The 24,893-nt window shown below is 41.3% G+C and carries 30 protein-coding genes; 22 read left to right on the top strand and 8 right to left on the bottom strand.

Annotated elements, in window-relative coordinates:
* Positions 1-4: 4 nt before the first annotated feature.
* Positions 5-811: a peptidylprolyl isomerase gene (locus P8P68_RS03270; RefSeq protein WP_278276151.1), complete on the bottom strand. Its 807-nt coding sequence runs from the start codon at positions 809-811 to the stop codon at positions 5-7.
* A gap of 216 nt (positions 812-1,027) precedes the next feature.
* On the opposite strand from P8P68_RS03270, the gene rpsP reads away from it, so the two are divergent.
* The 9 genes from rpsP to P8P68_RS03225 all read left to right on the top strand — a co-directional run bounded on the left by rpsP (position 1,028) and on the right by P8P68_RS03225 (position 6,255).
* Positions 1,028-1,300 (top strand): 30S ribosomal protein S16, encoded by a 273-nt coding sequence (rpsP, locus tag P8P68_RS03265; RefSeq protein ID WP_000268760.1) that lies wholly within the window; start codon positions 1,028-1,030, stop codon positions 1,298-1,300.
* A gap of 19 nt (positions 1,301-1,319) precedes the next feature.
* On the top strand, positions 1,320-1,559 hold the full coding sequence (kphA, locus tag P8P68_RS03260; protein ID WP_000379617.1) for an RNA-binding protein KphA: 240 nt from the start codon (positions 1,320-1,322) through the stop codon (positions 1,557-1,559).
* Positions 1,560-1,601: 42 nt separating this feature from the next.
* Positions 1,602-1,937 carry a MazG nucleotide pyrophosphohydrolase domain-containing protein gene (locus P8P68_RS03255; protein WP_278276150.1) on the top strand — a complete coding sequence of 112 codons (336 nt, stop codon included), beginning with the start codon at positions 1,602-1,604 and terminating at the stop codon, positions 1,935-1,937.
* A 74-nt stretch (positions 1,938-2,011) separates the two neighbouring features.
* Positions 2,012-2,563, top strand: a complete 552-nt coding sequence (locus P8P68_RS03250; protein ID WP_000801504.1) for a putative immunity protein — start codon at positions 2,012-2,014, stop codon at positions 2,561-2,563.
* Positions 2,564-2,692: 129 nt separating this feature from the next.
* Positions 2,693-3,595 carry a DMT family transporter gene (locus P8P68_RS03245; protein ID WP_278276149.1) on the top strand — a complete coding sequence of 301 codons (903 nt, stop codon included), beginning with the start codon at positions 2,693-2,695 and terminating at the stop codon, positions 3,593-3,595.
* A 149-nt stretch (positions 3,596-3,744) separates the two neighbouring features.
* Entirely contained in the window at positions 3,745-4,602 is an 858-nt protein-coding gene (locus P8P68_RS03240) for an alpha/beta hydrolase (protein ID WP_278276148.1), read from the top strand.
* Positions 4,603-4,677: 75 nt separating this feature from the next.
* Positions 4,678-5,196: a ribosome maturation factor RimM gene (gene rimM / locus P8P68_RS03235; RefSeq protein WP_247917282.1), complete on the top strand. Its 519-nt coding sequence runs from the start codon at positions 4,678-4,680 to the stop codon at positions 5,194-5,196.
* Positions 5,186-5,905, top strand: a complete 720-nt coding sequence (gene trmD, locus P8P68_RS03230) for a tRNA (guanosine(37)-N1)-methyltransferase TrmD (protein WP_278276296.1) — start codon at positions 5,186-5,188, stop codon at positions 5,903-5,905. The genes rimM and trmD overlap by 11 nt, the downstream gene beginning before the upstream one ends.
* A gap of 11 nt (positions 5,906-5,916) precedes the next feature.
* On the top strand, positions 5,917-6,255 hold the full coding sequence (locus P8P68_RS03225) for an ATP cone domain-containing protein (RefSeq protein ID WP_001196045.1): 339 nt from the start codon (positions 5,917-5,919) through the stop codon (positions 6,253-6,255).
* A gap of 27 nt (positions 6,256-6,282) precedes the next feature.
* Here the strand turns inward: P8P68_RS03225 and P8P68_RS03220 are convergent, their stop codons facing one another.
* Positions 6,283-6,603, bottom strand: a complete 321-nt coding sequence (locus P8P68_RS03220; protein ID WP_001250030.1) for a hypothetical protein — start codon at positions 6,601-6,603, stop codon at positions 6,283-6,285.
* A 103-nt stretch (positions 6,604-6,706) separates the two neighbouring features.
* Here P8P68_RS03220 and P8P68_RS03215 point away from each other — a divergent pair, with 103 nt between their 5' ends.
* Positions 6,707-6,925: a YdbC family protein gene (locus P8P68_RS03215; protein ID WP_000807419.1), complete on the top strand. Its 219-nt coding sequence runs from the start codon at positions 6,707-6,709 to the stop codon at positions 6,923-6,925.
* A gap of 33 nt (positions 6,926-6,958) precedes the next feature.
* Here the strand turns inward: P8P68_RS03215 and P8P68_RS03210 are convergent, their stop codons facing one another.
* From P8P68_RS03210 to gor, 3 genes are all read right to left on the bottom strand, one after another.
* Complete coding sequence (locus tag P8P68_RS03210; RefSeq protein WP_278276147.1) at positions 6,959-7,516, bottom strand: TetR/AcrR family transcriptional regulator; 558 nt, start codon at positions 7,514-7,516, stop codon at positions 6,959-6,961.
* Between the two features lie 392 nt (positions 7,517-7,908).
* A complete protein-coding gene (locus tag P8P68_RS03205; RefSeq protein WP_278276146.1) occupies positions 7,909-8,445 on the bottom strand; it encodes a biotin transporter BioY in 537 nt (178 codons plus the stop codon).
* Positions 8,446-8,588: 143 nt separating this feature from the next.
* Complete coding sequence (gor, locus tag P8P68_RS03200) at positions 8,589-9,935, bottom strand: glutathione-disulfide reductase (RefSeq protein ID WP_278276145.1); 1,347 nt, start codon at positions 9,933-9,935, stop codon at positions 8,589-8,591.
* Positions 9,936-10,201: 266 nt separating this feature from the next.
* Between gor and P8P68_RS03195 the strand changes: the two genes are divergently transcribed.
* From P8P68_RS03195 to metG, 4 genes are all read left to right on the top strand, one after another.
* Positions 10,202-11,386, top strand: coding sequence for an efflux RND transporter periplasmic adaptor subunit (locus P8P68_RS03195; protein ID WP_278276144.1), 1,185 nt, complete (start codon positions 10,202-10,204; stop codon positions 11,384-11,386).
* Positions 11,370-12,071, top strand: a complete 702-nt coding sequence (locus P8P68_RS03190) for an ABC transporter ATP-binding protein (RefSeq protein ID WP_278276143.1) — start codon at positions 11,370-11,372, stop codon at positions 12,069-12,071. The genes P8P68_RS03195 and P8P68_RS03190 overlap by 17 nt, the downstream gene beginning before the upstream one ends.
* A gap of 1 nt (position 12,072) precedes the next feature.
* Entirely contained in the window at positions 12,073-13,332 is a 1,260-nt protein-coding gene (locus P8P68_RS03185) for an ABC transporter permease (protein WP_033606364.1), read from the top strand.
* 135 nt (positions 13,333-13,467) lie between these two features.
* On the top strand, positions 13,468-15,465 hold the full coding sequence (gene metG / locus P8P68_RS03180; protein ID WP_278276142.1) for a methionine--tRNA ligase: 1,998 nt from the start codon (positions 13,468-13,470) through the stop codon (positions 15,463-15,465).
* 16 nt (positions 15,466-15,481) lie between these two features.
* Here metG and P8P68_RS03175 read toward each other — a convergent pair whose 3' ends face one another.
* The 3 genes from P8P68_RS03175 to coaA all read right to left on the bottom strand — a co-directional run bounded on the left by P8P68_RS03175 (position 15,482) and on the right by coaA (position 17,292).
* Positions 15,482-16,015, bottom strand: a complete 534-nt coding sequence (locus tag P8P68_RS03175) for a DNA topology modulation protein (RefSeq protein ID WP_247931017.1) — start codon at positions 16,013-16,015, stop codon at positions 15,482-15,484.
* Between the two features lie 52 nt (positions 16,016-16,067).
* On the bottom strand, positions 16,068-16,304 hold the full coding sequence (rpsT, locus tag P8P68_RS03170; RefSeq protein ID WP_001274000.1) for a 30S ribosomal protein S20: 237 nt from the start codon (positions 16,302-16,304) through the stop codon (positions 16,068-16,070).
* A gap of 67 nt (positions 16,305-16,371) precedes the next feature.
* Positions 16,372-17,292 (bottom strand): type I pantothenate kinase, encoded by a 921-nt coding sequence (gene coaA / locus P8P68_RS03165; protein ID WP_061427578.1) that lies wholly within the window; start codon positions 17,290-17,292, stop codon positions 16,372-16,374.
* Positions 17,293-17,493: 201 nt separating this feature from the next.
* Between coaA and P8P68_RS03160 the strand changes: the two genes are divergently transcribed.
* The 8 genes from P8P68_RS03160 to P8P68_RS03125 all read left to right on the top strand — a co-directional run bounded on the left by P8P68_RS03160 (position 17,494) and on the right by P8P68_RS03125 (position 24,892).
* Complete coding sequence (locus P8P68_RS03160) at positions 17,494-17,898, top strand: hypothetical protein (protein ID WP_278276141.1); 405 nt, start codon at positions 17,494-17,496, stop codon at positions 17,896-17,898.
* Between the two features lie 202 nt (positions 17,899-18,100).
* Positions 18,101-18,691 (top strand): class I SAM-dependent methyltransferase, encoded by a 591-nt coding sequence (locus P8P68_RS03155; RefSeq protein WP_008293752.1) that lies wholly within the window; start codon positions 18,101-18,103, stop codon positions 18,689-18,691.
* On the top strand, positions 18,688-19,965 hold the full coding sequence (locus P8P68_RS03150; RefSeq protein WP_001202985.1) for a pyrimidine-nucleoside phosphorylase: 1,278 nt from the start codon (positions 18,688-18,690) through the stop codon (positions 19,963-19,965). Before P8P68_RS03155 ends, P8P68_RS03150 begins: the two co-directional genes overlap by 4 nt.
* Before the next feature lie 19 nt (positions 19,966-19,984).
* Positions 19,985-20,647 carry a deoxyribose-phosphate aldolase gene (gene deoC / locus P8P68_RS03145; RefSeq protein ID WP_000773690.1) on the top strand — a complete coding sequence of 221 codons (663 nt, stop codon included), beginning with the start codon at positions 19,985-19,987 and terminating at the stop codon, positions 20,645-20,647.
* On the top strand, positions 20,634-21,023 hold the full coding sequence (locus P8P68_RS03140; protein ID WP_000246104.1) for a cytidine deaminase: 390 nt from the start codon (positions 20,634-20,636) through the stop codon (positions 21,021-21,023). The genes deoC and P8P68_RS03140 overlap by 14 nt, the downstream gene beginning before the upstream one ends.
* Before the next feature lie 90 nt (positions 21,024-21,113).
* Positions 21,114-22,169, top strand: coding sequence for a BMP family protein (locus P8P68_RS03135; protein ID WP_001036152.1), 1,056 nt, complete (start codon positions 21,114-21,116; stop codon positions 22,167-22,169).
* Between the two features lie 136 nt (positions 22,170-22,305).
* Complete coding sequence (locus P8P68_RS03130; protein WP_000929832.1) at positions 22,306-23,841, top strand: ABC transporter ATP-binding protein; 1,536 nt, start codon at positions 22,306-22,308, stop codon at positions 23,839-23,841.
* Positions 23,834-24,892, top strand: coding sequence for an ABC transporter permease (locus P8P68_RS03125; protein WP_000038684.1), 1,059 nt, complete (start codon positions 23,834-23,836; stop codon positions 24,890-24,892). Before P8P68_RS03130 ends, P8P68_RS03125 begins: the two co-directional genes overlap by 8 nt.
* Position 24,893 lies beyond the last annotated feature (1 nt).

Raw genomic sequence — 24,893 nt, 5'->3', positions numbered from 1 at the left:
TGGCTTATTTTTTACTGAAGTCGTAGTCTTTCACCACTTCGATACTATCAATGGTGATAGCAGATGTTGGTTTGTCTTTCTCATCTTTTTCAGCCTTGGCAATTTTGTCAACAATATCCATGCCCTCGATGACTTGACCAAAGACAGGGTGTTTACCGTCTAGACTTGGATTTCCACCTTCTTTATAGGCTTCGATGATTTTCTTTGGATACTTGCTGGTAGGGAGTTTAGCTGAAATATCTGTTGAGTTTTGGTTGATGAAGAACTGGCTACCGTTGGTGTTTGGTTGACCAGTATTAGCCATAGCAAGGGCTCCTCGGATATTGTATAGGTAAGGAGAGATTTCATTTTTGAAACCAGTTCCCTTATCCTTCGTTTTATCCTTATCATGCCAGATAGATTGGCCCCCTGTACCATCTCCCTTAGGATCTCCAGTTTGGACCATAAAGCCATCAATGACACGGTGGAAGGTGATGCCGTTATAATAGCCTTCCTTAGCGTGAGTGAGGAAGTTTTCAACTGCTAGTGGTGCTAGTTTTGGAAAGAGTTTGATGCGGATATCGCCTTGATTTGTGTGTAAAATGACCTCAGCTTCGTCTTCAGCAACTTCCTTAGAAAGTTGAGGGAAGTTGGCATTGTCATTGGTCAATGCGTCATTCAAATCTTTGGCAGCCTGAGCAGCTGCTTTTGAGCTTTCTTCAGCTGAGATGCTGGAGTCGACATATTCATCACCACGGAGACCACGTTGGATACTAGTACATCCAGCAAGGGCTACCGTTGATAGTAAAAGAAGGGTTGCTAGTTTTTTCATTGTTAACCTCTCAAAAATTCATTTCTACCATTGTACCTTAAAAGGAGTTTGATTTCAAATGTAAAAGATTTTACTAAAAATTTTTAGTAGTTAAAAAAATAAAACTCTGTCAAGTTTTTTTCTTGACACCTGTCAGAAATCTGCTATAATAGAACATGTGCTAAATAGCTCAGCTATTTCACCGAAATAAAAAATAAGAAAAGAGACATTAAAAAAATGGCAGTTAAAATCCGTTTGACTCGTATGGGTTCTAAGAAAAAACCTTTCTACCGTATCAACGTAGCAGACTCACGTTCACCACGTGACGGACGTTTCATCGAAACAGTTGGTACTTACAACCCACTTGTTGCTGAAAACCAAGTAACTTTGAAAGAAGACCGCGTTCTTGCATGGTTGGCTGATGGAGCTCAACCTTCAGATACAGTTCGCAACATCCTTTCAAAAGAAGGCGTATTGAAAAAATTCCACGATTCTAAATTCTCAAAATAAGTTTAAAGTAGGTTGACAGATGGATACGATTGAAAATCTCATTATTGCGATTGTGAAACCTTTGATTTCACAACCTGATGCCTTAACTATCAAGATTGAAGACACACCAGAGTTTTTGGAGTATCACTTGGATCTTGACCAAAGCGATGTCGGTCGTGTTATCGGTCGTAAGGGTCGCACTATCTCAGCGATAAGAACGATTGTCTACTCTGTCCCAACTGAAGACAAAAAAGTAAGAATCGTTATCGATGAAAAATAAAAAAGCGGGACAGATGTCTCGCTTTTTTGTGAGGAGGAGAAGATGAAGGATTTAACCTTTAGACAATTACAAGCTTACTTACTCGAACATTACCAGCAATCTCGAACTGATGAAGGCCTCTTTATCAAGCTAGTGGAGGAAGTCGGAGAAGTAGCCGAGGTCTTGAATGGGCGCTCTGGTCGAAAAGAGGGTGTCCAGGACTCAAATGAGGAACTAGCCAAAGAACTGGCAGATATTATTCACTACACGGTCGCTATTGCGGCTATCAACGACATTGACCTAACCAAAACCATTTTTGACAAAGATAAAAAAGCAGCCATTAAGTATCAGCACAAACAAGATTTGGAAGAATTTTTGGATAACTTCCAAGAGAACTAGGAGTAATCTCTTTTCACTAATATGAAAGGTTTCTCCTAGCTTACGCTAGCTAGTAAGAAAGAATAGTGAAAGCAATGAAACCAGAGGATTATGCATGGAATGAGTTTGAACGAACTGCCTATAAGACTAAAATGAATCACCTACCCAGTCCTTACAAAGTTGCCATTTGGGATGACTCTGAGAAAAGATTGGAGCTAGAACAAATACTGGATAGACTTCCTCAGAAAGAACTAGCTCGATGGGCATTAGAGAACTCGCAAGATTTCTTATCTTTAATTGATATCGGTGATGAAGGTGAGAAAAATAAAATAATTCGGCAAACTTATGAGGCTTTTGATGCACGATTGAGAAATGAGTTCTCACCTCATGAGTTGAGAAAAGCAGGTTTCGCAGCAAATCTCCTCTCTAAAAATGCCCAAAATCAAATCGCTAAGTACGCTGCCAGAGTCTTTGTACAAGCTATTTCAACAGCCCATATGAGAGGACACGCCATCGTTTCCGCGGATTATGCTATCAAAGTAAGGAATCTCCAAGAGGCAGACAAGCTAGAACTTGTAAGAAAAGAACGAGAAAAGCAGATCAGACTGGCTGAATCCTTTTTAGCTAATGTAATAGATAAACGGTGAAAGAAGGAATAAAATACCAATCCTAGAAATAGCATCTAGGATTTTACTATGCTAAAATGGATAGACAGTCTCAAAGAATTCTAGTCAATTAATCTTGAGAATAGCTATTTTTAAAGGGAGTAACATTCTATGAACGAGAAAACAAAAGCTTACCTAGCAGCCTTATCCTTTTCAGCAATCATTGGATTTTCTTTTTTATTTACAAAGATTGCTTTAGGCTATGCCAGTCCTCTCACCAACTTAGCGCATCGCTATACAATCGCTGCTCTGGTATTGGTCATCCTTCATCAAACCAAACTTATCAAAGTGAGTTTAAGTAGAAAAGATATTTTTTCTATTCTTCCTATGAGTCTTTTCTATCCACTTCTCTTTTTTATTTTTCAATCTTTTGCCTTACAGTATATATCGTCTTCTGAAGCGGGAATTTTACAAGCTCTTGTCCCAATTTTTACACTCCTTTTAGCATCGGTTTTTCTCAAGGAGAAGACAAGTTTGCTACAAAAGTTCTTTTTACTTTTATCCGTAGCAGGAGTAGTTTTCATCTTCCTTAGTAAAGGAGCAAACTTTAGCACTGAAACTGCTAGCTTGGGCTTTCTCTTGATGTTGGGATCTGTTCTCGCCAATGCGATAAACAATATCCTCAGCAAGGCTAAAGGAGGTCGCTATCGGGCTATGGATATGACAGTTGTTGTGATATTTGTTGGCTTCGTCACCTTTAATTCGCTGAGTCTGACCTCTCACTATCTAGAGGGGAACATATTAGCTTACTTTGCGCCACTTGGACAGGTACCCTATCTGCTTTCCATCCTCTATTTGGGAATTTTAGCATCTATCGTGACTGGTAGTCTTTCTATCTATGCTATCGTTCGCCTCGGCGCATCAACCGTCAGTGTCTTTGGCAATCTTGGAACAGTTTTGACCATTCTAGCCGGAGCCCTTATCCTCCACGAACCGATTTATAGCTACCATGTGATTGGAGCTACTTTGATTATTGCTGGAATCTTAGGCATGAATCTGATGAGAAAAAAGTAAAGATTGCTTAGCAGTCTTTTTCTTTATCTAAATAATGCAGAAAATTCAAAATTTTTAATGAAATCAAGTTTAGAAAACTATGATTTTAATATAGCATGATAAAATAGATACAAAGAATGATATCAGGATAAAGAGGAGCGAATGTAGAAATGAAGCCAAATGATATTGCTGAAGCTATTGCTTTTTATAACAGAGAACACGAGATGTTGAAACGTCATCTTATAGCAGTCGTAGATTGTGATTTGGTTGTTTATCATCGTCCTGGAAGCGCAAGTAAAGGGCATATTATTTTTTATCATGGAGCTTGTGGACGCAGTCAGATGTGGGCTCACCAGTATGATGCTTTTGATGGATTTGACCTTTACTTTGTAAATGTTAGAGGGCAGGGTGAATCACCTATGAAAGTTGGGCTACCCGACTTGGAAGGCGCTATTCAAGATGTAGATGCCATTTTGTCCTATTTTAAGCTGGATAAGGTGATATTGGTTGGTCATTCTTGGGGAGGAAATCCACTTCAAGAGTATACCTATCGCCATCCAGAAAGAGTCCTAGCCTTGGTCATGGTAGATAGTTGGGGACAGCATCGTTACCTATCAGATAAAGAAAGAGGTCGAATCAAATATAGTTCTCTTATGTACAAAACGATTCCTTGGAAGGTGATTGCTGATAAGAACTCAAAAATGTGTACTGATAACCCTATCACAAGAGAATTGGTCAAGACGGCCATTATAGAAACTGGGCGAGATGTTTTCTTGAATCTTGGAATCACAGGTTTCTTGGCAGTCCACGAGATAGAAGGATATAAAGGAAATCCTCCCATGCTATTAGTAAGAGGAGAAAATGATTTCCCCAAACACCTAAAAATAATCTATGATGGTATCATTGCTCTAAATCCCAATGCGCGTCAAGTAACGATTTCAGACAGCAAACACCAACCGATGAATGACCACCCTAAAGAGTTTAATCAGATAGTTGGTGATTTTTTTGAAGAAGTAGTAGCCTTGTAAGATAGGACCTATCCAACTTGTGAAAATCCCTGGAACGTGATAAAATAAAGGATAGAAATAGATACAGGAGACAAGATGAACTACTTTAATGTTGGAAAAATCGTCAATACGCAGGGTCTACAGGGTGAGATGCGAGTCTTGTCTGTGACGGATTTTGCTGAAGAACGGTTTAAAAAAGGGGCAGAGCTAGCTTTATTTGATGAAAAAGACCAGTTTGTCCAAACAGTGATCATCGCCAGCCACCGCAAGCATAAGAACTTTGACATTATCAAATTCAAAGACATGTACCATATCAATGCGATTGAAAAGTACAAGGGTTACAGTCTCAAGGTTGCTGAAGAAGACCTAAATGACTTAGACGATGGAGAATTCTACTATCACGAGATTATCGGTTTGGATGTTTACGAGGGTGACAACTTGATTGGAACTATCAAGGAAATCCTACAACCAGGGGCCAATGATGTCTGGGTGGTCAAGCGAAAAGGTAAGCGAGATTTGCTTTTGCCTTACATTCCGCCAGTAGTTCTCAATGTTGATATTCCAAACAAGCGGGTCGAAGTGGAAATCTTAGAAGGACTAGATGATGAAGATTGATATTTTAACCCTCTTTCCAGAGATGTTTTCTCCGCTGGAACACTCGATTGTTGGGAAGGCTCGAGAAAAAGGGCTCTTGGATATCCAGTATCATAATTTCAGAGAATACGCTGAAAAGGCCCGTCACGTCGACGATGAACCATATGGAGGCGGTCAGGGGATGTTGCTCCGAGCCCAACCTATTTTCGATGCCTTTGATGCAATTAAAAAGAAAAATCCCCGTGTCATTCTTCTTGATCCTGCTGGAAAACAGTTCGATCAAGCTTACGCTGAGGATTTGGCTCAGGAAGAGGAACTGATCTTTATCTGTGGTCACTATGAAGGGTATGACGAGCGTATCAAGACCTTGGTAACCGATGAAATTTCCCTAGGAGACTATGTTTTGACTGGAGGAGAATTGGCAGCCATGACCATGATCGATGCGACCGTGCGCTTGATACCAGAAGTAATTGGTAAGGAGTCTAGTCACCAGGATGATAGCTTCTCTTCGGGACTTCTCGAATATCCTCAGTACACTCGCCCTTATGACTATCGTGGCATGGTAGTACCAGATGTGCTTATGAGTGGACACCATGAAAAGATTCGCCAGTGGCGGCTGTATGAGAGTCTAAAGAAGACCTACGAGCGCAGACCTGACCTGCTAGAAAACTATCAACTGACAGCCGAAGAAGAAAAGATGCTGGCTGAAATCAAAGAAAACAAAGAATAAAGGAGAACCTTATGCAAGTAATCAAACGTAATGGAGAAATTGCTGAATTTGATCCAGATAAAATTTACCAAGCTGTCCTAAAAGCAGCTCAAACAGTTTATGTTTTGACTGATGACCTACGTCAAAACTTAGCTCAAGTTACTAAAAAAGTCGTTTTGGACTTGGAAGAAGCAAAAGTAGAACGTGCTACTATCAGCATGATCCAATCAATGGTAGAGCACCGCTTACTTGGAGCTGGTTACATCACAATTGCAGAACACTATATCTCTTATCGTTTGCAACGCGATTTGGAGAGAAGTGGATATGGTGACCATATCGCAGTTCATCTTCATTTTGAACAAATCCGTTAAGAAAAAGAGTGGGATGCAAAGAACATCTCACTCTTTCTTAAATAGACTTTTCTGAGCTTTTTGTACAGTTGAGGGAACGAAACGAAGTCGCTTAATGTCACTGATACGAATGATTCGAGTTACGTTTTTTGAAAAATTTTTGACGATAATTTGTTGGCGATTAGCATCGTGTTTGACAATATCACCCGTAAAACTTGTCTCAGCAAGTATGACATGAACAGCCGTCTTTTTCTGGATGGCTTGTTCAATCATAGCAGTGAGGGAGTTGTCCTCGATTTGAGGATGATCATCATTCCCATTGAGAAAACCATGTAGTTTATCTAGAACTAGTTTGAATGTCTGTCTCATAGAATCCTCCCTTCTTATATATCCACATTATATAAAATTTTCCTAAAAACCACAAGATTTTTACGAATAGACTATAGAAAGCATATCACATAAAGGAGTTAAAATGGCAGAATTTACATTTGAGATCGAAGAACACTTGCTCACCTTGTCTGAAAATGACAAAGGATGGACAAAAGAACTAAATCGCGTTAGCTTTAATGGAGCACCAGCAAAGTTTGATATTCGTTCTTGGAGTCCTGACCATACTAAAATGGGCAAAGGAATCACGCTTTCCAATGAAGAATTTCAGGTAATGGTCGATGCCTTTAAAGGGGGACAATAAAAAGAATCTTGAGTGCAACTCAAGATTCTTTTTTTAGGACACAATATAGTCACAGAGAGAAGTCTTAGACAATTGAATGAAAGTCTCTCTATACTCTTCAGGTGGAATTGGATTATCTTTACGAATCCAGATTTCAATGAAAGAGATGGCCATGGTCGTAATGATATAAGCGATGTCTTCTTTATTAAAATTATATTTCAGTTGGTAATTGACATTCTTTAGTACCCACTCTGAGTATATTCCACGCAGAAATTCCTTCCAACATGGGTCGACTTGTGTGGTATACAAGGTGCTAATAACTTCCCTTTTTTCGTATATGAGAGGAAGTATATGGTCTGCTAAAAAGCTGATAGGATCTCCATCATTGCTAGGGCAGTACTTATTAAAGACGTTAAAAATGTGCTGATTGGTCTCTTCGTGAATGTATTCGATAATATCTTCAAAGTTGTTAAAATGCTTTTGATAAATCGCTTGTCGTGAAATACCAGCTTCAGCAGCAATTTCAGTCATTGTAAAGGAACTACGTTGAGGATTTTTCTTAGCTAGTGTGATGAGAGCTTTAATGATTAGCTCACGAGTATTCTTTGCCATAGAATTACCTTTCTGTTTATAATTATTTATAATCATTTTTGTTTTAAAAGAAATCAAAATAATCAAGTTAATATAAATAATCAATGAACATTAAATTTTCTGAATCTTTTAGGTAGCTCTATTGTATCACAAATGATTTATAAAATATAGCCCAATCATTGAAAATGCGTTTTCTGAAAAGTATACAATTGCTAAGCATCCAAAATCAATGGAAGCATATTTGGTTTGAATCAATTAGAATACTTTTCTACTTTGCATATCGTGAATAGCTGTAATTTGAAGAATAAAACGATTAATATTCATACTGGTATAAGAATAGTCAAGTAGCTAAATAGTGTACAGTTGATTCTTAGAAAGGAAATAGTCCAGAACAATGGTTCTGGACTATTCTTTTATTTTGAAAAATATGGAAGACTTTTCAATCTTTCGAGTAGGGGACGACTAATGAAACTAATGGCAATAATCTTACCAAGATCAGGAAGGATAAAGGGAAGGACGCCAACAGCGAGTGCTTCTTCAAGTGGCATACCAGCTAGGAAGTGGAGGCTGAGAATACCTCCTACAAAGACGAGAGAATCACCCAAGAGATTGGCTAGGAAAATGCGAATGTAGCCACTGTTTTGATGAATGAGATAAGATGTAAGTCCTGCATAGACAAGGTCGAACCAAAGATAGCCTGAACTTGGACCGACTAAAACGTGAAATCCAGCGCCTCCCCCTGCAAAGACAGGTAGACCAATGGCACCCAGCAGGAGGTAGAGAGCTACAGATAAAACAGCTTCTCTGGGTCTAAAAACAGTAGCAATCAGACCGATCGCAAAGTTTTGCAGAGTGAAAGGTACAGGACCGATAGGGAGACTGATTTGTGCTAATACGGCGATGAGAGCAGCACCGATAGCAGGAATAGCATAGATATGAGCTTTTTTCAAAACTGTTAACCTCTTTTCAAAATTATAGTAACTATTATACTAATTCAGAAAGAAAAGTCAACCTATTTTTTGAATAAAGGTAACAATTTTGTAACAGCCGATTATGCAAGTAAAAAGAGACCTCAAGAGGTCTCTTGCGATAATTAGCGCATGGTCACAAATTCTTCTGAGGCAGTTGGGTGGATAGCTACTGTAGCATCAAAGTCCGCCTTGGTTGCTCCCATCTTGATAGCGACTGCAAATCCTTGAATCATCTCATCCACTCCGTATCCTAGTCCGTGAAGGCCAACAACTTTTTCGTCTGCACCGGCAGTGATGAGTTTGAAGCGAGATTCTTGACGATGGCTTGTAACGGCAGAGTACATAGATGCAAAGCTTGACTTGTAGACTTTGATGTTATCTTGGCCGTATTCTTTGATAGCTTGATCCTCGGTCAAACCGACGGTTCCGATAGCAGGATGGGAGAAGACAACAGTAGGGATAGTCGTGTAGTCCATCTTGGCATTTGTTTTTCCATTAAAGAGACGTTCAGATAGGGTACGTCCTGCCTTGATGGCTACGGGGGTAAGTTCTTTCTCACCAGTAACATCTCCAAGAGCATAGATGCCATCTACAACTGTATTTTGATACTCATCCACTTGGATAAATCCACGTTGGTTGAGTGTAACGCCAGCCTTTTCTAACTCCAGACCATCTACATTTGGACGGCGCCCAGTAGCCCAGATAACTTGGCTGGCAGTGTGACTAGAACCGTCTTCGAAATAAATGGTAATACCTTGCTCCGTTTCTTCGAGCTTGACGGGTACCTTATGTGTGTGCAAAGGTAGACCTGTTTTTTCCATTTCATTGACAAGTCCTTCAACGATGTAGCTGTCAAAACCACGCAAGGGACGATCACGACGGACAAACAAATCCGTTTTTACTCCTAGTGCGTGGAGAACACCTGCTAATTCAACGGCGATATAGCCAGCTCCAAGAATCGCAACGGAGTCAGGAAGCTGCTCCCAAGCAAAGACATCGTCTGAGCTACCACCGAGTTCAGCTCCAGGAATAGTTGGGATGCTTGGACGAGCGCCAGTCGCAATCACGATATGTTTGGCACGAATCAATTCACCATTAACGATGACTGTGTGGGAATCAACGAAATGAGCACGACCTTCAATCAAATCAACACCGTTGCGCTTGAAACTTCCATCATAAGACGAGCGAGCACGATCGATGTAGGCTTCACGGTTTTGACGAAGCTTAGCAAAATCAAATTGAACATCTGAACTTGTAAAACCATAGTCAGGGCCGTAGTGGTGGAAGCTTTCAGCGATTTGCGCTCCATACCACATGATTTTCTTAGGAACACAGCCGACATTGACGCAGGTTCCACCTAATTTTTTCTCTTCGATAACAGCAGCTTTAGCACCGTGTTCACCAGCTCGGTTCATAGTGGCAATGCCGCCGCTTCCTCCACCGATGGCGATGATATCATATTCTCTCATAGAAAACTCCTTATAGCTTTGATAGTCATATTCTATCGTTTTTATTTTTTGAATGCAAAAATCTGCTACGGTAAAAAAATTATAAAAAGGCTTGCCAAATTCAAAAAGATATTGTATTATATATCTAGCACAATAATCCAACAAACGAATACCGAACGAAATAATGATCCTGAATTGTCATTGTTTCTCTCTGAACGATCATTGTTTAGGTCTCGTATTTCTGATATAATGGTTTTTGTAAGGCAAAAAAATAAAGGAGCTTGAAAATGAAAAGAAATAAAAAGGCAAAAAAATGGCAATTATATACAGCAATTGGTGTTGCCAGTGCTATTGTTATCGGTGCTGCGGGGATTTTGATTTTTAGACAACCCTCCCAGTCAGCAGTCAAGGAGGAAACCTCTCATATCGTTACTGCTAAGGAAGGTTCGGTTGCTTCATCGGTTCTCTTGTCAGGTACGGTTACAGCAAAAAATGAACAATACGTTTATTTTGATGCTAGTAAGGGAGATTTAGATGAAATTCTCGTTTCGGTTGGAGACAAGGTCGAAGAAGGGCAAGCTTTGGTCAAATACAGCAGTGCAGATGCTCAAGCTGCCTATGATGCAGCCGATCGTGCAGTTGCAAAGGCAGACCGTCATATCGAGGAGTTAAACAAAGCTCGTGAGAATGCATCAGCTACACCAGTTTCACCACAGGTTCCAACAGAAGCTGGACTCCCAGAACAAGCGCAAGCAGCGACTTCTTCAGTATCTTCTATTGATTCTCAAATCAGTGATGCCAAGGATAACCGTGCAGATGCTGTTGCTCAACTCAACAAGGCTCAAGCTCAGCTAGATGCTGCAACTGTCCTGAGTACACTGGAAGGGACTGTAGTTGAAGTTAATCGTAATGTTTCCAAATCGCCAACAGGTAATAGCCAAGTGGTAGTACATGTCGTAAGTAATGAAAACTTGCAGGTCAAAGGGGAGTTGTCTGAATACAACCTTGCTAACCTTTCTGTAGGCCAAGAAGTTACCTTTACTTCGAAGGTTTACCAAGATAAGAGCTGGACAGGAAAAATCAGCTATATTTCTGATTATCCTAAAAACAATGGAGAAGCAGCAAATGCAGCCCTTGGAGGAAATACTGGATCTAAGTACCCTTATACTGTTGATGTGACTAGCGATATCGGTGAGTTGAAACAAGGCTTCTCTGTCAGTGTGGAAGTCAAAAACAAGAGTAAGGCCATCCTTGTTCCTTTGACAAGTGTTGTTACCGAAAATGACAAAAACTATGTCTGGATCGTTGACGACCAGAAAAAAGCGAAGAAGGTAGAAGTTACTTTGGGGAATGCGGACGCAGACAACCAAGAAATTACTTCAGGTTTGACAGACGGTGCCAAGGTCATCAGTAATCCAACATCTTCCTTGGAAGAAGGAAAAGAGGTGAAGGCTGATGAAGAAACTAATTAGTCTCAAAAATATCTGCAGGAGTTACCGAAATGGTGACCAAGAACTGCAGGTCCTTAAAAATATCAATCTAGAAGTTCATGAAGGTGAGTTTGTTGCCATTATGGGACCTTCTGGTTCTGGTAAGTCTACGTTGATGAATACCATCGGAATGTTGGATACACCAACCAGTGGAGAGTACTACCTTGAAGGGCAAGAAGTGGCAGGCCTGGGAGAGAAACAACTGGCCAAGGTCCGCAATCAGCAAATCGGCTTTGTCTTTCAGCAGTTCTTTCTCTTGTCCAAGCTCAATGCACTTCAAAACGTCGAATTGCCCTTGATTTACGCTGGTGTTTCGGCTTCAAAACGTCGAAAATTGGCTGAGGAATTTCTGGAAAAGGTTGAGTTGACGGAGCGCAGTCATCATTTGCCTTCTGAGTTATCAGGTGGTCAAAAGCAGCGTGTAGCGATTGCCCGTGCCTTGGTAAATAATCCCTCTATCATCCTAGCAGACGAACCCACAGGAGCCTTGGATACCAAGACAGGAAATCAAATCATGCAGCTGTTGGTGGAGTTAAACAAGGAAGGGAAAACCATTATCATGGTCACGCATGAGCCTGAGATTGCTGCCTATGCCAAACGCCGAATTGTCATTCGTGATGGTGTCATCTCGTCTGACAGTGCTCAGGTAGAAAAGGAGGAAAACTAAGATGCAGAATCTGAAATTTGCCTTTTCATCCATCATGGCCCACAAGATGCGCTCCTTCCTTACCATGATTGGGATTATCATCGGAGTTTCGTCTGTCGTTGTCATCATGGCTCTTGGCGACTCTATGTCTCGTCAGGTCAATAAAAACATGACCAAATCGCAGAAGGATATCCATGTCTTTTTCTCTCCTATCAAGAGCAAGGATGGCTCCTTTACTCAGCGTCAGTCAGCTTTGACAGTCAGTGGGAAAGAAGAGGATGTTCATGTTGAACCGCCAAAACCACTAGAGTCTTGGGTCAAGGAGGCTGCTAAACTCAAAGGAGTAGACAGTTACTATGTCACTAACTCGACCAACGTCACCCTGTCTTATAAGGATAAGAAGGTTGAACGAGCGACTTTGACTGGTGGAAATAGCACCTACATGAACGCAGTTGAAAATGAAATCGTTGCGGGTAGAAGTCTAAGACCGCAAGACTACAAGGAATTTGCTAGTGTGATTTTGCTGGACGAAGAACTAGCCAAGAGTTTGTTTGATAGTCCAGAAGCTGCGGTTAATCAAGTCATCTCTGTCAATGAATTTAGTTACCGTGTGATTGGCGTTTATACAAGCAATGAAGCCAAAACTGCTAAAGCCTTTGGGATTGGTGGTCTTCCAATTACGACCAATATCTCTCTCGCAGCCAATTTTAATACTGATGAAATCTCGAACATCGTCTTTCGTGTCAATGATACTAGTCTAACGCAGACCTTGGGTCCAGAGTTGGCTCGAAAACTGACTGAGATTGCAGGTCTTCAGCAAGGGGAGTACCAAGTTGCGGACGCCACTGCCGCCTTCCAAGAGGTACAACAACTATTTGGTTTTATGACCACTGTTATCAGTGCCATCGCAGGAATCTCTCTCTTTGTCGGGGGAACTGGTGTTATGAATATCATGCTGGTTTCGGTGACAGAACGTACGCGTGAGATTGGTTTGCGTAAGGCTCTCGGAGCTACACGGGCTAATATCTTGGTCCAGTTTTTGATTGAGTCTATGATCTTGACCTTGCTAGGTGGTGTCATCGGTCTTGGGATTGCTGCTGGAATGACCATGTTAGCTGGAGTATTGCTTCAAAACATGATTGCAGGTATTGAAGTTGGGGTTTCCCTCCCAATCGCTCTCTTTAGCTTGGCTGTGTCAGCAAGTGTTGGGATGATCTTCGGAGTCTTGCCGGCCAATAAAGCCTCTAAGCTCGATCCAATCGAAGCCCTTCGTTATGAATAAGATATAGAACAGGAGAAACAAGATGGACATTTGTCTGTCTTGTTTTTGTATGGATTTTCCTATCGAAAATCACCGAAAATATGATATAATGAAGTGTTAGAAAAACAGGTTTCATTAGCCTGGAAAGGAAAAATTATGTCTGAAAAGAATTTTTATATTACAACACCGATTTACTATCCATCTGGTAAACTTCATATCGGTTCTGCCTACACAACCATCGCTTGTGATGTCCTAGCTCGCTACAAACGCCTCATGGGCTACGATGTCTTTTATCTAACAGGTCTTGACGAGCATGGTCAAAAAATCCAGCAAAAAGCGGAAGAAGCTGGCATCACACCTCAAGCTTATGTTGACGGCATGGCGGTTGGCGTCAAAGAACTCTGGCAATTACTTGATATCTCGTACGATAAATTTATCCGTACGACGGATGACTACCATGAAAAAGTAGTGGCGCAAGTCTTTGAACGTTTACTTGCTCAAGATGACATCTACCTAGGTGAATATTCTGGTTGGTATTCAGTTTCAGATGAAGAATTCTTTACAGAAAGTCAGCTTGCGGAAGTTTTCCGTGATGAAGCTGGAAATGTAACGGGCGGTATTGCTCCATCAGGTCACGAAGTGGAATGGGTTTCTGAAGAGTCTTACTTCCTTCGCCTCAGCAAATACCAAGACCGTTTGGTTGAATTTTTCAAATCGCACCCTGACTTTATCACTCCAGATGGCCGTCTCAATGAAATGTTGAAAAACTTCATTGAGCCAGGTTTAGAAGATTTGGCAGTTTCTCGTACAACTTTTACCTGGGGCGTGCCAGTCCCATCAAATCCAAAACACGTTGTCTATGTTTGGATTGATGCCCTTCTTAACTATGCGACTGCTCTTGGTTACGGGCAAGACGATCATGCTAACTACGACAAGTTCTGGAATGGAACGGTCTTCCACATGGTAGGGAAAGACATCCTTCGTTTCCACTCTATCTACTGGCCAATTCTTCTCATGATGTTGGATATGAAATTGCCTGACCGCTTGATTGCCCACGGTTGGTTCGTCATGAAAGACGGCAAGATGTCTAAGTCTAAAGGGAATGTCGTTTACCCTGAAATGCTAGTAGAACGTTATGGACTGGATCCACTTCGTTACTACCTCATGCGTAGCCTTCCAGTCGGTTCAGATGGAACCTTCACTCCAGAAGACTATGTCGGCCGTATCAACTATGAATTGGCCAATGACCTTGGAAACCTCCTTAACCGTACGGTTTCCATGATCAACAAGTATTTTGATGGGCAAATCCCTGCCTATGTAGAGGGTGTAACAGAGTTTGACCATGCTCTTGCACAAGTAGCAGAGCAATCTATCACTGACTACCATACTCACATGGAAGCAGTTGACTACCCACGTGCCCTTGAAGCAGTCTGGACACTTATCTCACGTACCAACAAATACATCGATGAGACAGCCCCATGGGTCTTGGCTAAGGATGAAGAGCACCGTGACCAATTGGCAAGTGTCATGAGCCACTTGGCAGCCAGCCTTCGTGTTGTAGCTCACATGATTGAGCCCTTTATGATGGAAACTAGTCGCGCTGTATTGGCACAACTTGGTCTAGCAGAAGTTTCTAGCCTAGAAAACTTGAGCTTGGCTGATTTCCCTTCAGGTGTAACAGTAGTTGCCAAAGGAACACCAATCTTCCCACGTCTCGACATGGAAGAAGAGATTGCCTATATCAAGGAACAAATGGAAGGCAACAAACCAGCCGTCGAAAAAGAATGGAATCCAGATGAAGTTGAACTCAAACTCAACAAGGATGAAATCAAGTTCGAAGACTTTGACAAGGTTGAGATCCGAGTCGCAGAAGTCAAAGAAGTCTCTAAAGTGGAAGGTTCTGATAAGTTGCTCCAATTCCGCCTCGATGCTGGTGATGGCGAAGACCGTCAAATCCTCTCAGGAATTGCCAAATACTATCCAAATGAGCAAGAATTGGTCGGCAAGAAGGTCCACATCGTTGCCAACCTCAAACCACGCAAGATGATGAAAAAATATGTCAGCCAAGGGATGATCCTCTCAGCTGAACATGATGGACAATTAACCCTTCTCACAGTTGATCCAGCTGTACCAAATGGAAGTGTGATTGGGTAAAAGCAAAAAACCAACGTTATACACGTTGGTTTTTCTTGTTATGCGCGAGATTTTCTAAGAAGTGGTCCATCTCCTTTTGAGACCGGAGGACAATTACTTTCTCTGGATAGGTTTCTTGAACCCGTTGATAGCGTTCTTTAGCAGTTTTGGTCCGCCCATCCCAGAGAATCCATCTGATAAATTCCCAGTCAAAGCGTTCAGGGCAACCTGCAGCCATACTTTCTCTGACCTTGCCTCGGTATGTGAGATACCGTTTAAAGGCTCGAAAGAGACAAGTCCATGGTGAAAAATTGAGAAAGATGATTTTGTCAGCTTCCAGCATTCTTTCTTCATAGCAACACCAAGAGTAGTTACCATCAATGACCCAAGCTTCATGCTTTGTGAGAAAGTTTTTCATCTCGCCCAACATCCATTCGCGGTCACTGTCTTGCCAACCAGGTTGAAATTGGAGTGTGTCCATATGCAGTTTGGGGATAGAGTAGTAGTTTGATAACGTTTCAGCTAGAGTTGACTTGCCGGCTCCAGAATATCCTATGATTGCGATTTTCATTTTCTACCTTTTCTGATTAGAGGACAAAAAAACAGCCTCTATGGACTGTTTCTTATTTAGCAAGTTTAGCTGAAAGACGAGCTTTATCGCGGCTTGCTTTGTTTTTATGAATCAAACCTTTAGTTTCTGCTTTGTCGATAGCTGAGCTAGCAGCACGGAAAAGTTCTTCAGAAGGGTTTGCTTCGAAAGCTTTGATAGCAGTACGCATAGCTGATTTTTGAGCTGAGTTTTTTTCGTTTTGTTTAACGTTCAATTCAGCGCGTTTGATAGCTGATTTAATGTTTGCCAATGTTCTTACCTCCATATTTACTAACTATACTATTATATCTGAAAACTTAGGTTTTGACAAGGGGAAATTATTTTTTTAGGTAAATTTCATCGATTTCATGGTTTTTGGTCTTGTGGAGAATGACCTCGGCGCGATTCCTTGTCGGTTCGATATAGTTTTGTAGATTTGTGAGATTAATGCTGGTCCAAACCTGGTGAGCAAATGCTTCAACTTCTCCAATTGGCATTTGAGTAAAACGGTGGTAGTAGCTGTTGGAATCATTTTGGGCAAAGCTGAGCAGCTTTAAGAAACGATCCAGATACCAGCTTTCAATGTCCTCGACAGCAGCATCCACATAGATGGAGAAATCAAAGAAATCAGTAATGTAAAGGCGCTCATTTTGAGGGTTTTGAAAGACATTGATGCCTTCGACAATGACAAAATCAGCAGCTTTGACACGTTGTTTCTCTCCAGGAACGATGTCATACACTTCATGAGAATAGACAGGAATATCGACATCTTGCCCATTCTTTAGGCGGTCAAGAAAATTCAGCAAGGTTTCCATATCATAACTTTCAGGAAAACCTTTGCGATTTAAGATATCTTGGTCAATCAAGGTTTGATTGGGATAGAGAAAACCGTCAGTTGTCACCAATTCTACAGTAGCATCCGGGAGAGTACGTGATAAAAGAATCTGAAGTAAGCGACTAGTAGTTGATTTTCCCACAGCAACACTACCAGAAACCCCAATGATAAAAGGCTGAGATTTACTTTCGCGTTGGAGAAAAATTCCTTTTGAAAAGGCCAAATCATCCTTGGTGCGCTTGTAAATATGGATAAGATGAACTAGGGGAAGATAGACATCTGTTACGTCCTGTAGACTAATCTGGTCATTGAAACTCTTGATGGATTCTAACTCTTCCTCTGTCAAGGGAGGGGTTGTTTTGCGATGCAATGATTGCCAAGTCTGGCGACTGATTTTTTCAAAATGTAAAAATTCGTTGGTCATTTGTTTTCCCCTAGATATTTTGTTTATCATACCATAAAAAGCTAAAAAGATAAAGCGGTTTCTTGATGGTAGTAAGTCAATATCGTATAATAGAGGTAGATGGAGGTTGAATAATTTAATGATGAGATAGGGAATGGTTTCTGAAGACTTATCAGTTATTAAAAGTGAGCTTTTTGGTTCACAATTTATTGGAGGTGTGTCATGAAAATCTTAAAACGTTATATATTGGAACTCTGTTTTATTTTAAGTTTTGCACTACCTTTTATAAGGGGAGCGAATGCGGATAATGGTAGACGCTTTGTAGAAACCTATTACGGTTTTACTTTTTTGATGGAACATGCCATTGTAACAGTTGTCTTTATCTGTTCGCTCTTGATTGCTTGGCTACTAAAAAAACGGTGGATGAAATGGCTTGCTGCTGGTAGTTATCTATTTTTGATTTTGTGGATTGCTACAGAAGGATATCTATTCCGTATGTCACTAGAAGATTTGATACGACTTTGGACAAGTTTGGAAATCTTGACACAAACTTATCAGTTGGGTTTTTATCTAAACATCATATTGGGAATCTTGTTGATAATAAAGTATTTTAAGGTTAAGAAATAGTAATAAAAATGCGCCCGATTGCAGACGAACTGTTTTTTCCTGACTATGATAATTTGTAGTTCCCGATAGATTGTAATGTATTTCTAATAATTGAAAGAGATTGAAGAAAAGGTTTTTTGACTAGGATTCTTCAGTCTTTTTCATTTGATCATCACTTTGTAAACGATTTACAATTCAAGCCAAATTATGGTAAAATAGTTTTATGAGTAAAATGTATTATGCAGAAAATCCTGATGCTGCTCACGACATTCATGAGTTGAGAGTGGAGTTGTTGGGAGAAAACATGACCTTTTTGACGGATGCGGGTGTTTTCAGCAAGAAAATGGTTGACTTTGGGAGTCAGCTCTTGCTTAAGTGCCTAGAGGTCAATGAAGGAGAGAAGGTCCTTGATGTGGGTTGTGGTTATGGGCCATTGGGTTTGTCGTTAGCCAAGGCTTATGGAGCTCAGGTAACCATGGTCGATATCAATAATCGTGCCTTGGACCTAGCGCGACAAAATGCTGAACGTAATAAAGTAGAAGCAACGATTTTCCAATCCAATATCTATGAACAAGTTGAAGGGAAGTTTGACCATGTTATTTCCAATCCGCCGATTCGAGCGGGCAAACAGGTTGTTCATGAGATTATCGAAAAGAGCAGAGATTTCTTGAAAGACGGAGGAGATTTAACCATCGTCATTCAGAAAAAACAAGGGGCTCCAAGTGCTAGAAATAAGATGGAAGACGTTTTTGGAAGTTGTGAAATTGTAAAGAAAGATAAGGGATATTATATCCTTAGAAGTGTGAAAGAATGAGAGCAGTTGATTTAATCCAAAAGAAACGAGATGGTCAAGAACTGACTACGGCTGAAATCAAATGGTTGGTAGAAGGCTATGTGGCTGGAACTGTTCCAGATTATCAAATGTCTGCTTTTGCTATGGCTGTTTATTTTAAAGGAATGACCACACGTGAGATTTCTGATCTGACGATGAATATGGTTAAAACAGGTCAGGAGTTTGATTTGTCAGCTATTGATGGGGTTAAAGTTGACAAGCATTCGACTGGTGGTGTAGGTGATAAGGTGACCTTGATTTTGGCTCCCCTTGTTGCGAGTTTCGGCGTGCCTGTTGCTAAGATGAGTGGTCGAGGTCTCGGCCATACTGGTGGGACAATTGATAAATTGGAATCCATTAAGGGCTACCAAGTCGAGCGAAGTCAAGAGGATTTCATTCGTCAGGTACAGGACATTGGTGTATCTGTCATTGGGCAGTCAGATCAGCTGGTTAAAGCAGATAAACTTCTCTATGCCCTCCGAGATGTGACCGCAACTGTCGACACGATTCCTTTGATTGCGAGTTCGGTGATGAGCAAGAAAATTGCTGCAGGAGCGGATGCCATTTTGCTAGATGTAACGGTCGGTGAGGGTGCCTTTATGAAGACGGTTGATGAGGCACGCGAATTGGCTCAAACCATGGTGGATCTTGGTAAGGCAGTTGGTCGAAAGACGGTAGCAGTTATTACCGATATGAGCCAACCCTTGGGACGAGCCATTGGCAATCGTCTCGAAATCCTTGAGGCAATCGAGATTCTTCAAGGAAAAGGTCGAGAAGATATTAGTCACTTTATCTGCGAGTTAGCTCAGATTATGCTTGGATTGGCTGATGTTGAGAAAACGATCGAGGAAATCCGTCAACACCTGGAAAATGGCCAAGCACTGGCTAAGTTTGAAGAAATGGTAACAGCACAAGGCGGTGATTTAGAAGATCTTTATCGCCCCGTCAAAGTTGCCCATGTGGTGGAAATTCCAGCTCAAGATACGGGTGTTATTTCAGCTCTTCCTGCAATGGAATTTGGCCTCTATGCCATGAGACTAGGAGCTGGTCGTGCAATCAAGTCTGATGACTTGGACTATGAAACAGGGATTGTTTTTGAGAAGAAGGTTGGAGACTCCGTTCAAAAAGGGGAAATTGTTGCAAAAGTTTATACAAATGGAAAAATTTCTTCTGAACTAGTTACAGAATTTCAAAAATATGTTAAAATAAATGATGGAGTGCAAAGTTTACGAGAAATTATAGAAATTATCTCATAAAACCAGGGAGAATCCGAATATGAAGTTAAATAAATATATTGATCATACGCTTTTAAAGCAAGATGCAAGCCAAGAACAAATTGATTGTTTGCTATCTGAAGCGCGTGAGTATGACTTTGCCAGCGTTTGTGTTAATCCCACATGGGTGAAACATGCGAAAACAGGGCTTGAAGGCTCAGATGTAAAAGTTTGTACAGTAGTAGGTTTTCCTTTGGGAGCAACAACTTCAGCTGTGAAAGCTTTTGAAACAAAAGAAGCTGTCCAAAATGGTGCAGATGAGATTGATATGGTTATCAATGTCGGTGCTCTCAAATCAGGCAATCTGGATTTAGTTGAATCGGACATCCGTGCTGTCGTAGAAGCAAGTGGTGACAAGTTGGTGAAGGTCATTATTGAAGCTTGCTTGTTGACAGACGATGAAAAGGTTGTGGCTTGCCAATTATCCCAGAAAGCAGGCGCTGACTTTGTCAAAACATCAACTGGATTTTCAACTGGTGGTGCCACTATTGAGGATGTTCAGTTGATGCGTAAAACAGTCGGACCAGATATGGGAGTTAAGGCAGCTGGTGGAGCTCGTTCATATGCGGATGCTGTCGCTTTTGTGGAAGCAGGTGCTACTCGTATTGGAACATCCGCTGGTGTAGCAATCTTAAAAGGAGAATTGGCTGATGGCGACTACTGAGTTAATTGAACTAGCAATTGAAACCAGCAAGAATGCCTACGTGCCCTATTCTCACTTTCCTATCGGAGCTGTTTTAGTAGCCAAGGATGGTAGTATTTATACAGGTGTGAACATCGAGAATGCTAGTTATCCCTTGACTAACTGTGGGGAACGTACAGCTATCTTCAAGGCAGTCTCTGAGGGGAAACGGGAATTTTCAGAATTGATTGTCTACGGACAAACTGAAAAACCCATCTCGCCATGTGGTGCTTGCCGCCAGGTCATGGTTGAATTTTTTGAACAAGATCTAAAAGTGACTTTAGTCGCTAAAGATAAATCGACGGTCGAGATGACGGTCGGGGAGTTACTTCCATACTCATTTACAGACTTAAATTAGTCTGGGCCGCTCTTGTAGTGGCTGTGGTCCTTGTGGCCAACCAATCCATACTTGCAACATCGTTGCACATCTTATTTAGGAGGTTCAGTAATGAACAAGAAACAATGGCTAGGCCTTGGTCTAGTTGCAGTAGCAGCAGTTGGACTTGCTGCATGTGGTAACCGCTCTTCTCGTAACGCAGCTTCATCTTCATCAGAAATGAAGACCAAAGCAGCAATCGTAACAGATACTGGTGGTGTTGATGATAAATCATTTAACCAATCAGCTTGGGAAGGTTTGCAAGACTGGGGTAAAGAACACAATCTTTCTAAAGATAAAGGTTACACTTACTTCCAATCAACAAGCGAAGCAGACTATGCTAACAACTTGCAACAAGCGGCTGGAAGTTACAACCTGATCTTCGGTGTTGGTTTTGCCCTTCACAATGCAGTTGAGGAAGCAGCAAAAGACCACTCTGACCTAAACTATGTCTTGATTGATGATGTGATTGAAGGTCAAAATAATGTTGCGAGCGTAAGATTTGCGGATAACGAAGCAGCTTACCTTGCTGGTGTTGCAGCAGCGAAAACTACGAAAACAAAACAAGTTGGTTTTGTAGGTGGTATCGAATCTGAAGTTATTTCACGTTTTGCAGCTGGATTCAAAGCTGGTGTTGAGTCAGTAGACCCATCTATCAAAGTCCAAGTTGACTACGCTGGTTCATTTGGTGATGCTGCCAAAGGTAAAACAATTGCAGCAGCTCAATACGCTGCCGGTGCAGACGTTGTCTACCAAGCAGCTGGTGGTACAGGTGCTGGTGTCTTTGCTGAAGCAAAATCATTGAACGAAAACAAAAATGAAAACGAAAAAGTTTGGGTTATCGGTGTAGACCGTGACCAAGCAGCAGAAGGTAAATACACTTCTAAAGATGGTAAAGAATCTAACTTTGTTCTTGTATCTACATTGAAACAAGTTGGTACAACTGTAAAAGATATTGCCAACAAAACAGAAAAAGGTGAATTCCCTGGTGGACAAGTGATTGTTTACTCATTGAAAGATAAAGGGGTTGAGCTAGCAGTAACAAACCTTTCAGAAGAAGGTAAAAAAGCTGTTGAAGATGCAAAAGCTAAAATCCTTGACGGAAGCGTAAAAGTTCCTGAAAAATAATGGATAAAAGTCATTTCTTAGGAAGCGGCCATTGGTCGCTTCTTTAAGAATTGAGGCAATTTTTGTCTCAATAGAGCTTGTTAATGTGATTAGCAGGTTTTATTGAAATAAAATAAACCTCTGAAAGGAAGAGCATATGGCACACGAAAATGTCATTGAGATGCGGGATATTACCAAGGTGTTTGGTGAATTTGTAGCAAACGACAAAATCAACTTGCAACTGCGAAAAGGTGAAATCCATGCACTTTTAGGAGAAAATGGAGCGGGTAAATCCACTCTGATGAATATGCTGGCAGGACTTCTTGAACCAACGAGTGGTGAAATTGTGGTGAATGGTCAGGTTGTAAAACTAGACTCACCATCTAAAGCCGCTGGTCTTGGAATTGGGATGGTTCACCAACATTTCATGTTGGTTGAAGCTTTTACAGTAGCTGAGAATATCATTTTAGGGAGTGAAATCACTAAAAATGGTGTTCTAGATATAGCTGGTGCTACTAAAGAAATCAAGGCTCTTTCTGAACGTTATGGTTTGGCAGTGGATCCAGCTGCTAAGGTGGCGGATATTTCCGTTGGTGCCCAACAACGTGTAGAGATCTTGAAAACACTCTATCGTGGTGCTGATATCCTTATCTTTGACGAACCTACAGCCGTATTGACTCCTTCAGAGATTGATGAGTTGATGGCAATCATGAAAAACCTTGTCAAAGAAGGGAAGTCTATCATTTTGATTACCCATAAACTGGATGAGATTCGTGCGGTATCCAATCGAGTCACGGTTATCCGTCGTGGGAAATCAATCCAGACAGTTGAAATCGCAGGGGCAACAAATGCGGACTTGGCAGAAATGATGGTTGGACGCTCAGTCTCCTTTAAAACGGAAAAACAGGCACCACAACCCAAAGAAGTGGTCTTGTCTATCAAAGACTTGGTTGTCAATGAAAACCGCGGTGTACCAGCTGTGAAGAATCTTTCTTTGGATGTTCGTGCTGGTGAGATTGTCGGTATTGCAGGTATTGATGGCAATGGTCAATCTGAACTCATTCAAGCCATTACAGGTCTTCGTAAGATTGAGTCAGGTAGCGTTGAATTAAAAGGCAAATCAATTGTGGGAATGCATCCTCGACAAATTACAGAACTAAGCGTGGGGCACGTTCCTGAGGATCGTCACCGGGATGGCTTGATTTTGGAGATGATGATTTCAGAAAATATTGCTCTTCAAACCTACTACAAAGAACCACTCAGCAAGAATGGTATCTTGAACTATGCCAATATCACTTCACATGCCAAGAAATTGATGGAAGAATTTGACGTCCGTGCGGCAAGCGAATTTGTTCCAGCAGCAGCTCTTTCAGGAGGAAATCAACAAAAAGCGATTATCGCTCGTGAGATTGATCGTGATCCTGATCTCCTTATCGTCAGCCAACCAACTCGTGGTTTGGATGTCGGTGCCATTGAATATATCCACAAACGTTTGATTGAAGAGCGTGATAACGGTAAGGCTGTCCTTGTTGTCAGCTTTGAATTGGATGAGATTTTAAATGTCTCAGACCGAATTGCTGTTATTCACGATGGTAAGATTCAAGGTATTGTATCGCCAGAAACGACTAACAAACAAGAACTTGGTGTCTTGATGGCAGGTGGAAACTTGGGAAAGGAGAAGAGTGATGTCTAAAAAGTTACAACAAATTTCGGTTCCCTTGATTTCCGTATTCTTAGGAATCTTGCTCGGAGCCATTGTCATGTGGATCTTCGGATATGATGCTATCTGGGGCTATGAGGAGTTGTTCTATACAGCTTTTGGTAGCCTCCGTGGGATTGGAGAAATTTTCCGTGCCATGGGTCCTCTTGTCTTGATAGGTCTAGGTTTCGCAGTTGCCAGTCGAGCAGGTTTCTTTAACGTTGGACTTCCTGGTCAAGCACTTGCAGGCTGGATTCTCAGTGGTTGGTTTGCCTTGTCAAATCCAGACATGCCTCGTCTCGTTTTGATTCCATTGACAGTGATCATTGCTTTGATCGCAGGTGGAATTGTTGGAGCAATTCCAGGTATCCTCAGAGCCTATCTCGGTACGTCAGAGGTCATTGTGACCATCATGATGAACTACATTGTATTGTATGTGGGAAATGCCTTTATTCATGCCTTTCCTAAAGATATTATGCAAAGTACAGACTCAACGATTCGTGTTAGTGCCAACGCTACATACCAGACCCCATGGTTATCAGAGTTGACTGGAAATTCTCGTATGAATATCGGAATCTTCTTTGCAATCATTGCTGTTGGCGTGATTTGGTTCTTGCTCAAGAAAACGACTCTCGGTTTTGAAATTCGCGCAGTTGGTCTCAATCCCCACGCTTCAGAGTACGCTGGTATTTCAGCAAAACGTACAATCATTCTATCAATGATTATCTCTGGTGCTTTGGCTGGTCTTGGTGGAGCTGTCGAAGGTCTTGGAACCTTCCAAAACGTTTACGTTCAGGGATCATCATTAGCTATCGGATTTAACGGGATGGCAGTTAGTTTGCTTGCTGGAAATTCACCAATTGGAATTCTCTTTGCAGCCTTCTTATTTGGAGTTTTGCAAGTAGGAGCACCGGGGATGAACGCAGCACAAGTTCCGTCTGAGCTTGTTAGCATTGTAACAGCGTCTATTATCTTCTTTGTCAGCGTTCACTATATTATCGAACGCTTTGTCAAACCTAAAAAACAAGTTAAAGGAGGTAAGTAAG

Source organism: Streptococcus sp. D7B5 (assembly GCF_029691405.1).
Taxonomy (GTDB): Bacteria; Bacillota; Bacilli; order Lactobacillales; family Streptococcaceae; genus Streptococcus.
The sequence above is the reverse complement of the archived record's forward strand: the minus strand, read 5'-3'. Positions and strand labels throughout refer to the sequence as shown.

What these genes read in the sequence shown, in the direction of transcription:
- P8P68_RS03270 (WP_278276151.1), bottom strand. Translation starts at nt 811, where the DNA reads ATGAAAAAACTAGCAACCCTTCTTTTACTATCAACGGTAGCCCTTGCT.
- rpsP (WP_000268760.1), top strand. Translation starts at nt 1,028, where the DNA reads ATGGCAGTTAAAATCCGTTTGACTCGTATGGGTTCTAAGAAAAAACCT.
- kphA (WP_000379617.1), top strand. Translation starts at nt 1,320, where the DNA reads ATGGATACGATTGAAAATCTCATTATTGCGATTGTGAAACCTTTGATT.
- P8P68_RS03255 (WP_278276150.1), top strand. Translation starts at nt 1,602, where the DNA reads ATGAAGGATTTAACCTTTAGACAATTACAAGCTTACTTACTCGAACAT.
- P8P68_RS03250 (WP_000801504.1), top strand. Translation starts at nt 2,012, where the DNA reads ATGAAACCAGAGGATTATGCATGGAATGAGTTTGAACGAACTGCCTAT.
- P8P68_RS03245 (WP_278276149.1), top strand. Translation starts at nt 2,693, where the DNA reads ATGAACGAGAAAACAAAAGCTTACCTAGCAGCCTTATCCTTTTCAGCA.
- P8P68_RS03240 (WP_278276148.1), top strand. Translation starts at nt 3,745, where the DNA reads ATGAAGCCAAATGATATTGCTGAAGCTATTGCTTTTTATAACAGAGAA.
- rimM (WP_247917282.1), top strand. Translation starts at nt 4,678, where the DNA reads ATGAACTACTTTAATGTTGGAAAAATCGTCAATACGCAGGGTCTACAG.
- trmD (WP_278276296.1), top strand. Translation starts at nt 5,186, where the DNA reads ATGAAGATTGATATTTTAACCCTCTTTCCAGAGATGTTTTCTCCGCTG.
- P8P68_RS03225 (WP_001196045.1), top strand. Translation starts at nt 5,917, where the DNA reads ATGCAAGTAATCAAACGTAATGGAGAAATTGCTGAATTTGATCCAGAT.
- P8P68_RS03220 (WP_001250030.1), bottom strand. Translation starts at nt 6,603, where the DNA reads ATGAGACAGACATTCAAACTAGTTCTAGATAAACTACATGGTTTTCTC.
- P8P68_RS03215 (WP_000807419.1), top strand. Translation starts at nt 6,707, where the DNA reads ATGGCAGAATTTACATTTGAGATCGAAGAACACTTGCTCACCTTGTCT.
- P8P68_RS03210 (WP_278276147.1), bottom strand. Translation starts at nt 7,516, where the DNA reads ATGGCAAAGAATACTCGTGAGCTAATCATTAAAGCTCTCATCACACTA.
- gor (WP_278276145.1), bottom strand. Translation starts at nt 9,935, where the DNA reads ATGAGAGAATATGATATCATCGCCATCGGTGGAGGAAGCGGCGGCATT.
- P8P68_RS03195 (WP_278276144.1), top strand. Translation starts at nt 10,202, where the DNA reads ATGAAAAGAAATAAAAAGGCAAAAAAATGGCAATTATATACAGCAATT.
- P8P68_RS03190 (WP_278276143.1), top strand. Translation starts at nt 11,370, where the DNA reads ATGAAGAAACTAATTAGTCTCAAAAATATCTGCAGGAGTTACCGAAAT.
- P8P68_RS03185 (WP_033606364.1), top strand. Translation starts at nt 12,073, where the DNA reads ATGCAGAATCTGAAATTTGCCTTTTCATCCATCATGGCCCACAAGATG.
- metG (WP_278276142.1), top strand. Translation starts at nt 13,468, where the DNA reads ATGTCTGAAAAGAATTTTTATATTACAACACCGATTTACTATCCATCT.
- P8P68_RS03175 (WP_247931017.1), bottom strand. Translation starts at nt 16,015, where the DNA reads ATGAAAATCGCAATCATAGGATATTCTGGAGCCGGCAAGTCAACTCTA.
- coaA (WP_061427578.1), bottom strand. Translation starts at nt 17,292, where the DNA reads ATGACCAACGAATTTTTACATTTTGAAAAAATCAGTCGCCAGACTTGG.
- P8P68_RS03160 (WP_278276141.1), top strand. Translation starts at nt 17,494, where the DNA reads ATGAAAATCTTAAAACGTTATATATTGGAACTCTGTTTTATTTTAAGT.
- P8P68_RS03155 (WP_008293752.1), top strand. Translation starts at nt 18,101, where the DNA reads ATGAGTAAAATGTATTATGCAGAAAATCCTGATGCTGCTCACGACATT.
- P8P68_RS03150 (WP_001202985.1), top strand. Translation starts at nt 18,688, where the DNA reads ATGAGAGCAGTTGATTTAATCCAAAAGAAACGAGATGGTCAAGAACTG.
- deoC (WP_000773690.1), top strand. Translation starts at nt 19,985, where the DNA reads ATGAAGTTAAATAAATATATTGATCATACGCTTTTAAAGCAAGATGCA.
- P8P68_RS03140 (WP_000246104.1), top strand. Translation starts at nt 20,634, where the DNA reads ATGGCGACTACTGAGTTAATTGAACTAGCAATTGAAACCAGCAAGAAT.
- P8P68_RS03135 (WP_001036152.1), top strand. Translation starts at nt 21,114, where the DNA reads ATGAACAAGAAACAATGGCTAGGCCTTGGTCTAGTTGCAGTAGCAGCA.
- P8P68_RS03130 (WP_000929832.1), top strand. Translation starts at nt 22,306, where the DNA reads ATGGCACACGAAAATGTCATTGAGATGCGGGATATTACCAAGGTGTTT.
- P8P68_RS03125 (WP_000038684.1), top strand. Translation starts at nt 23,834, where the DNA reads ATGTCTAAAAAGTTACAACAAATTTCGGTTCCCTTGATTTCCGTATTC.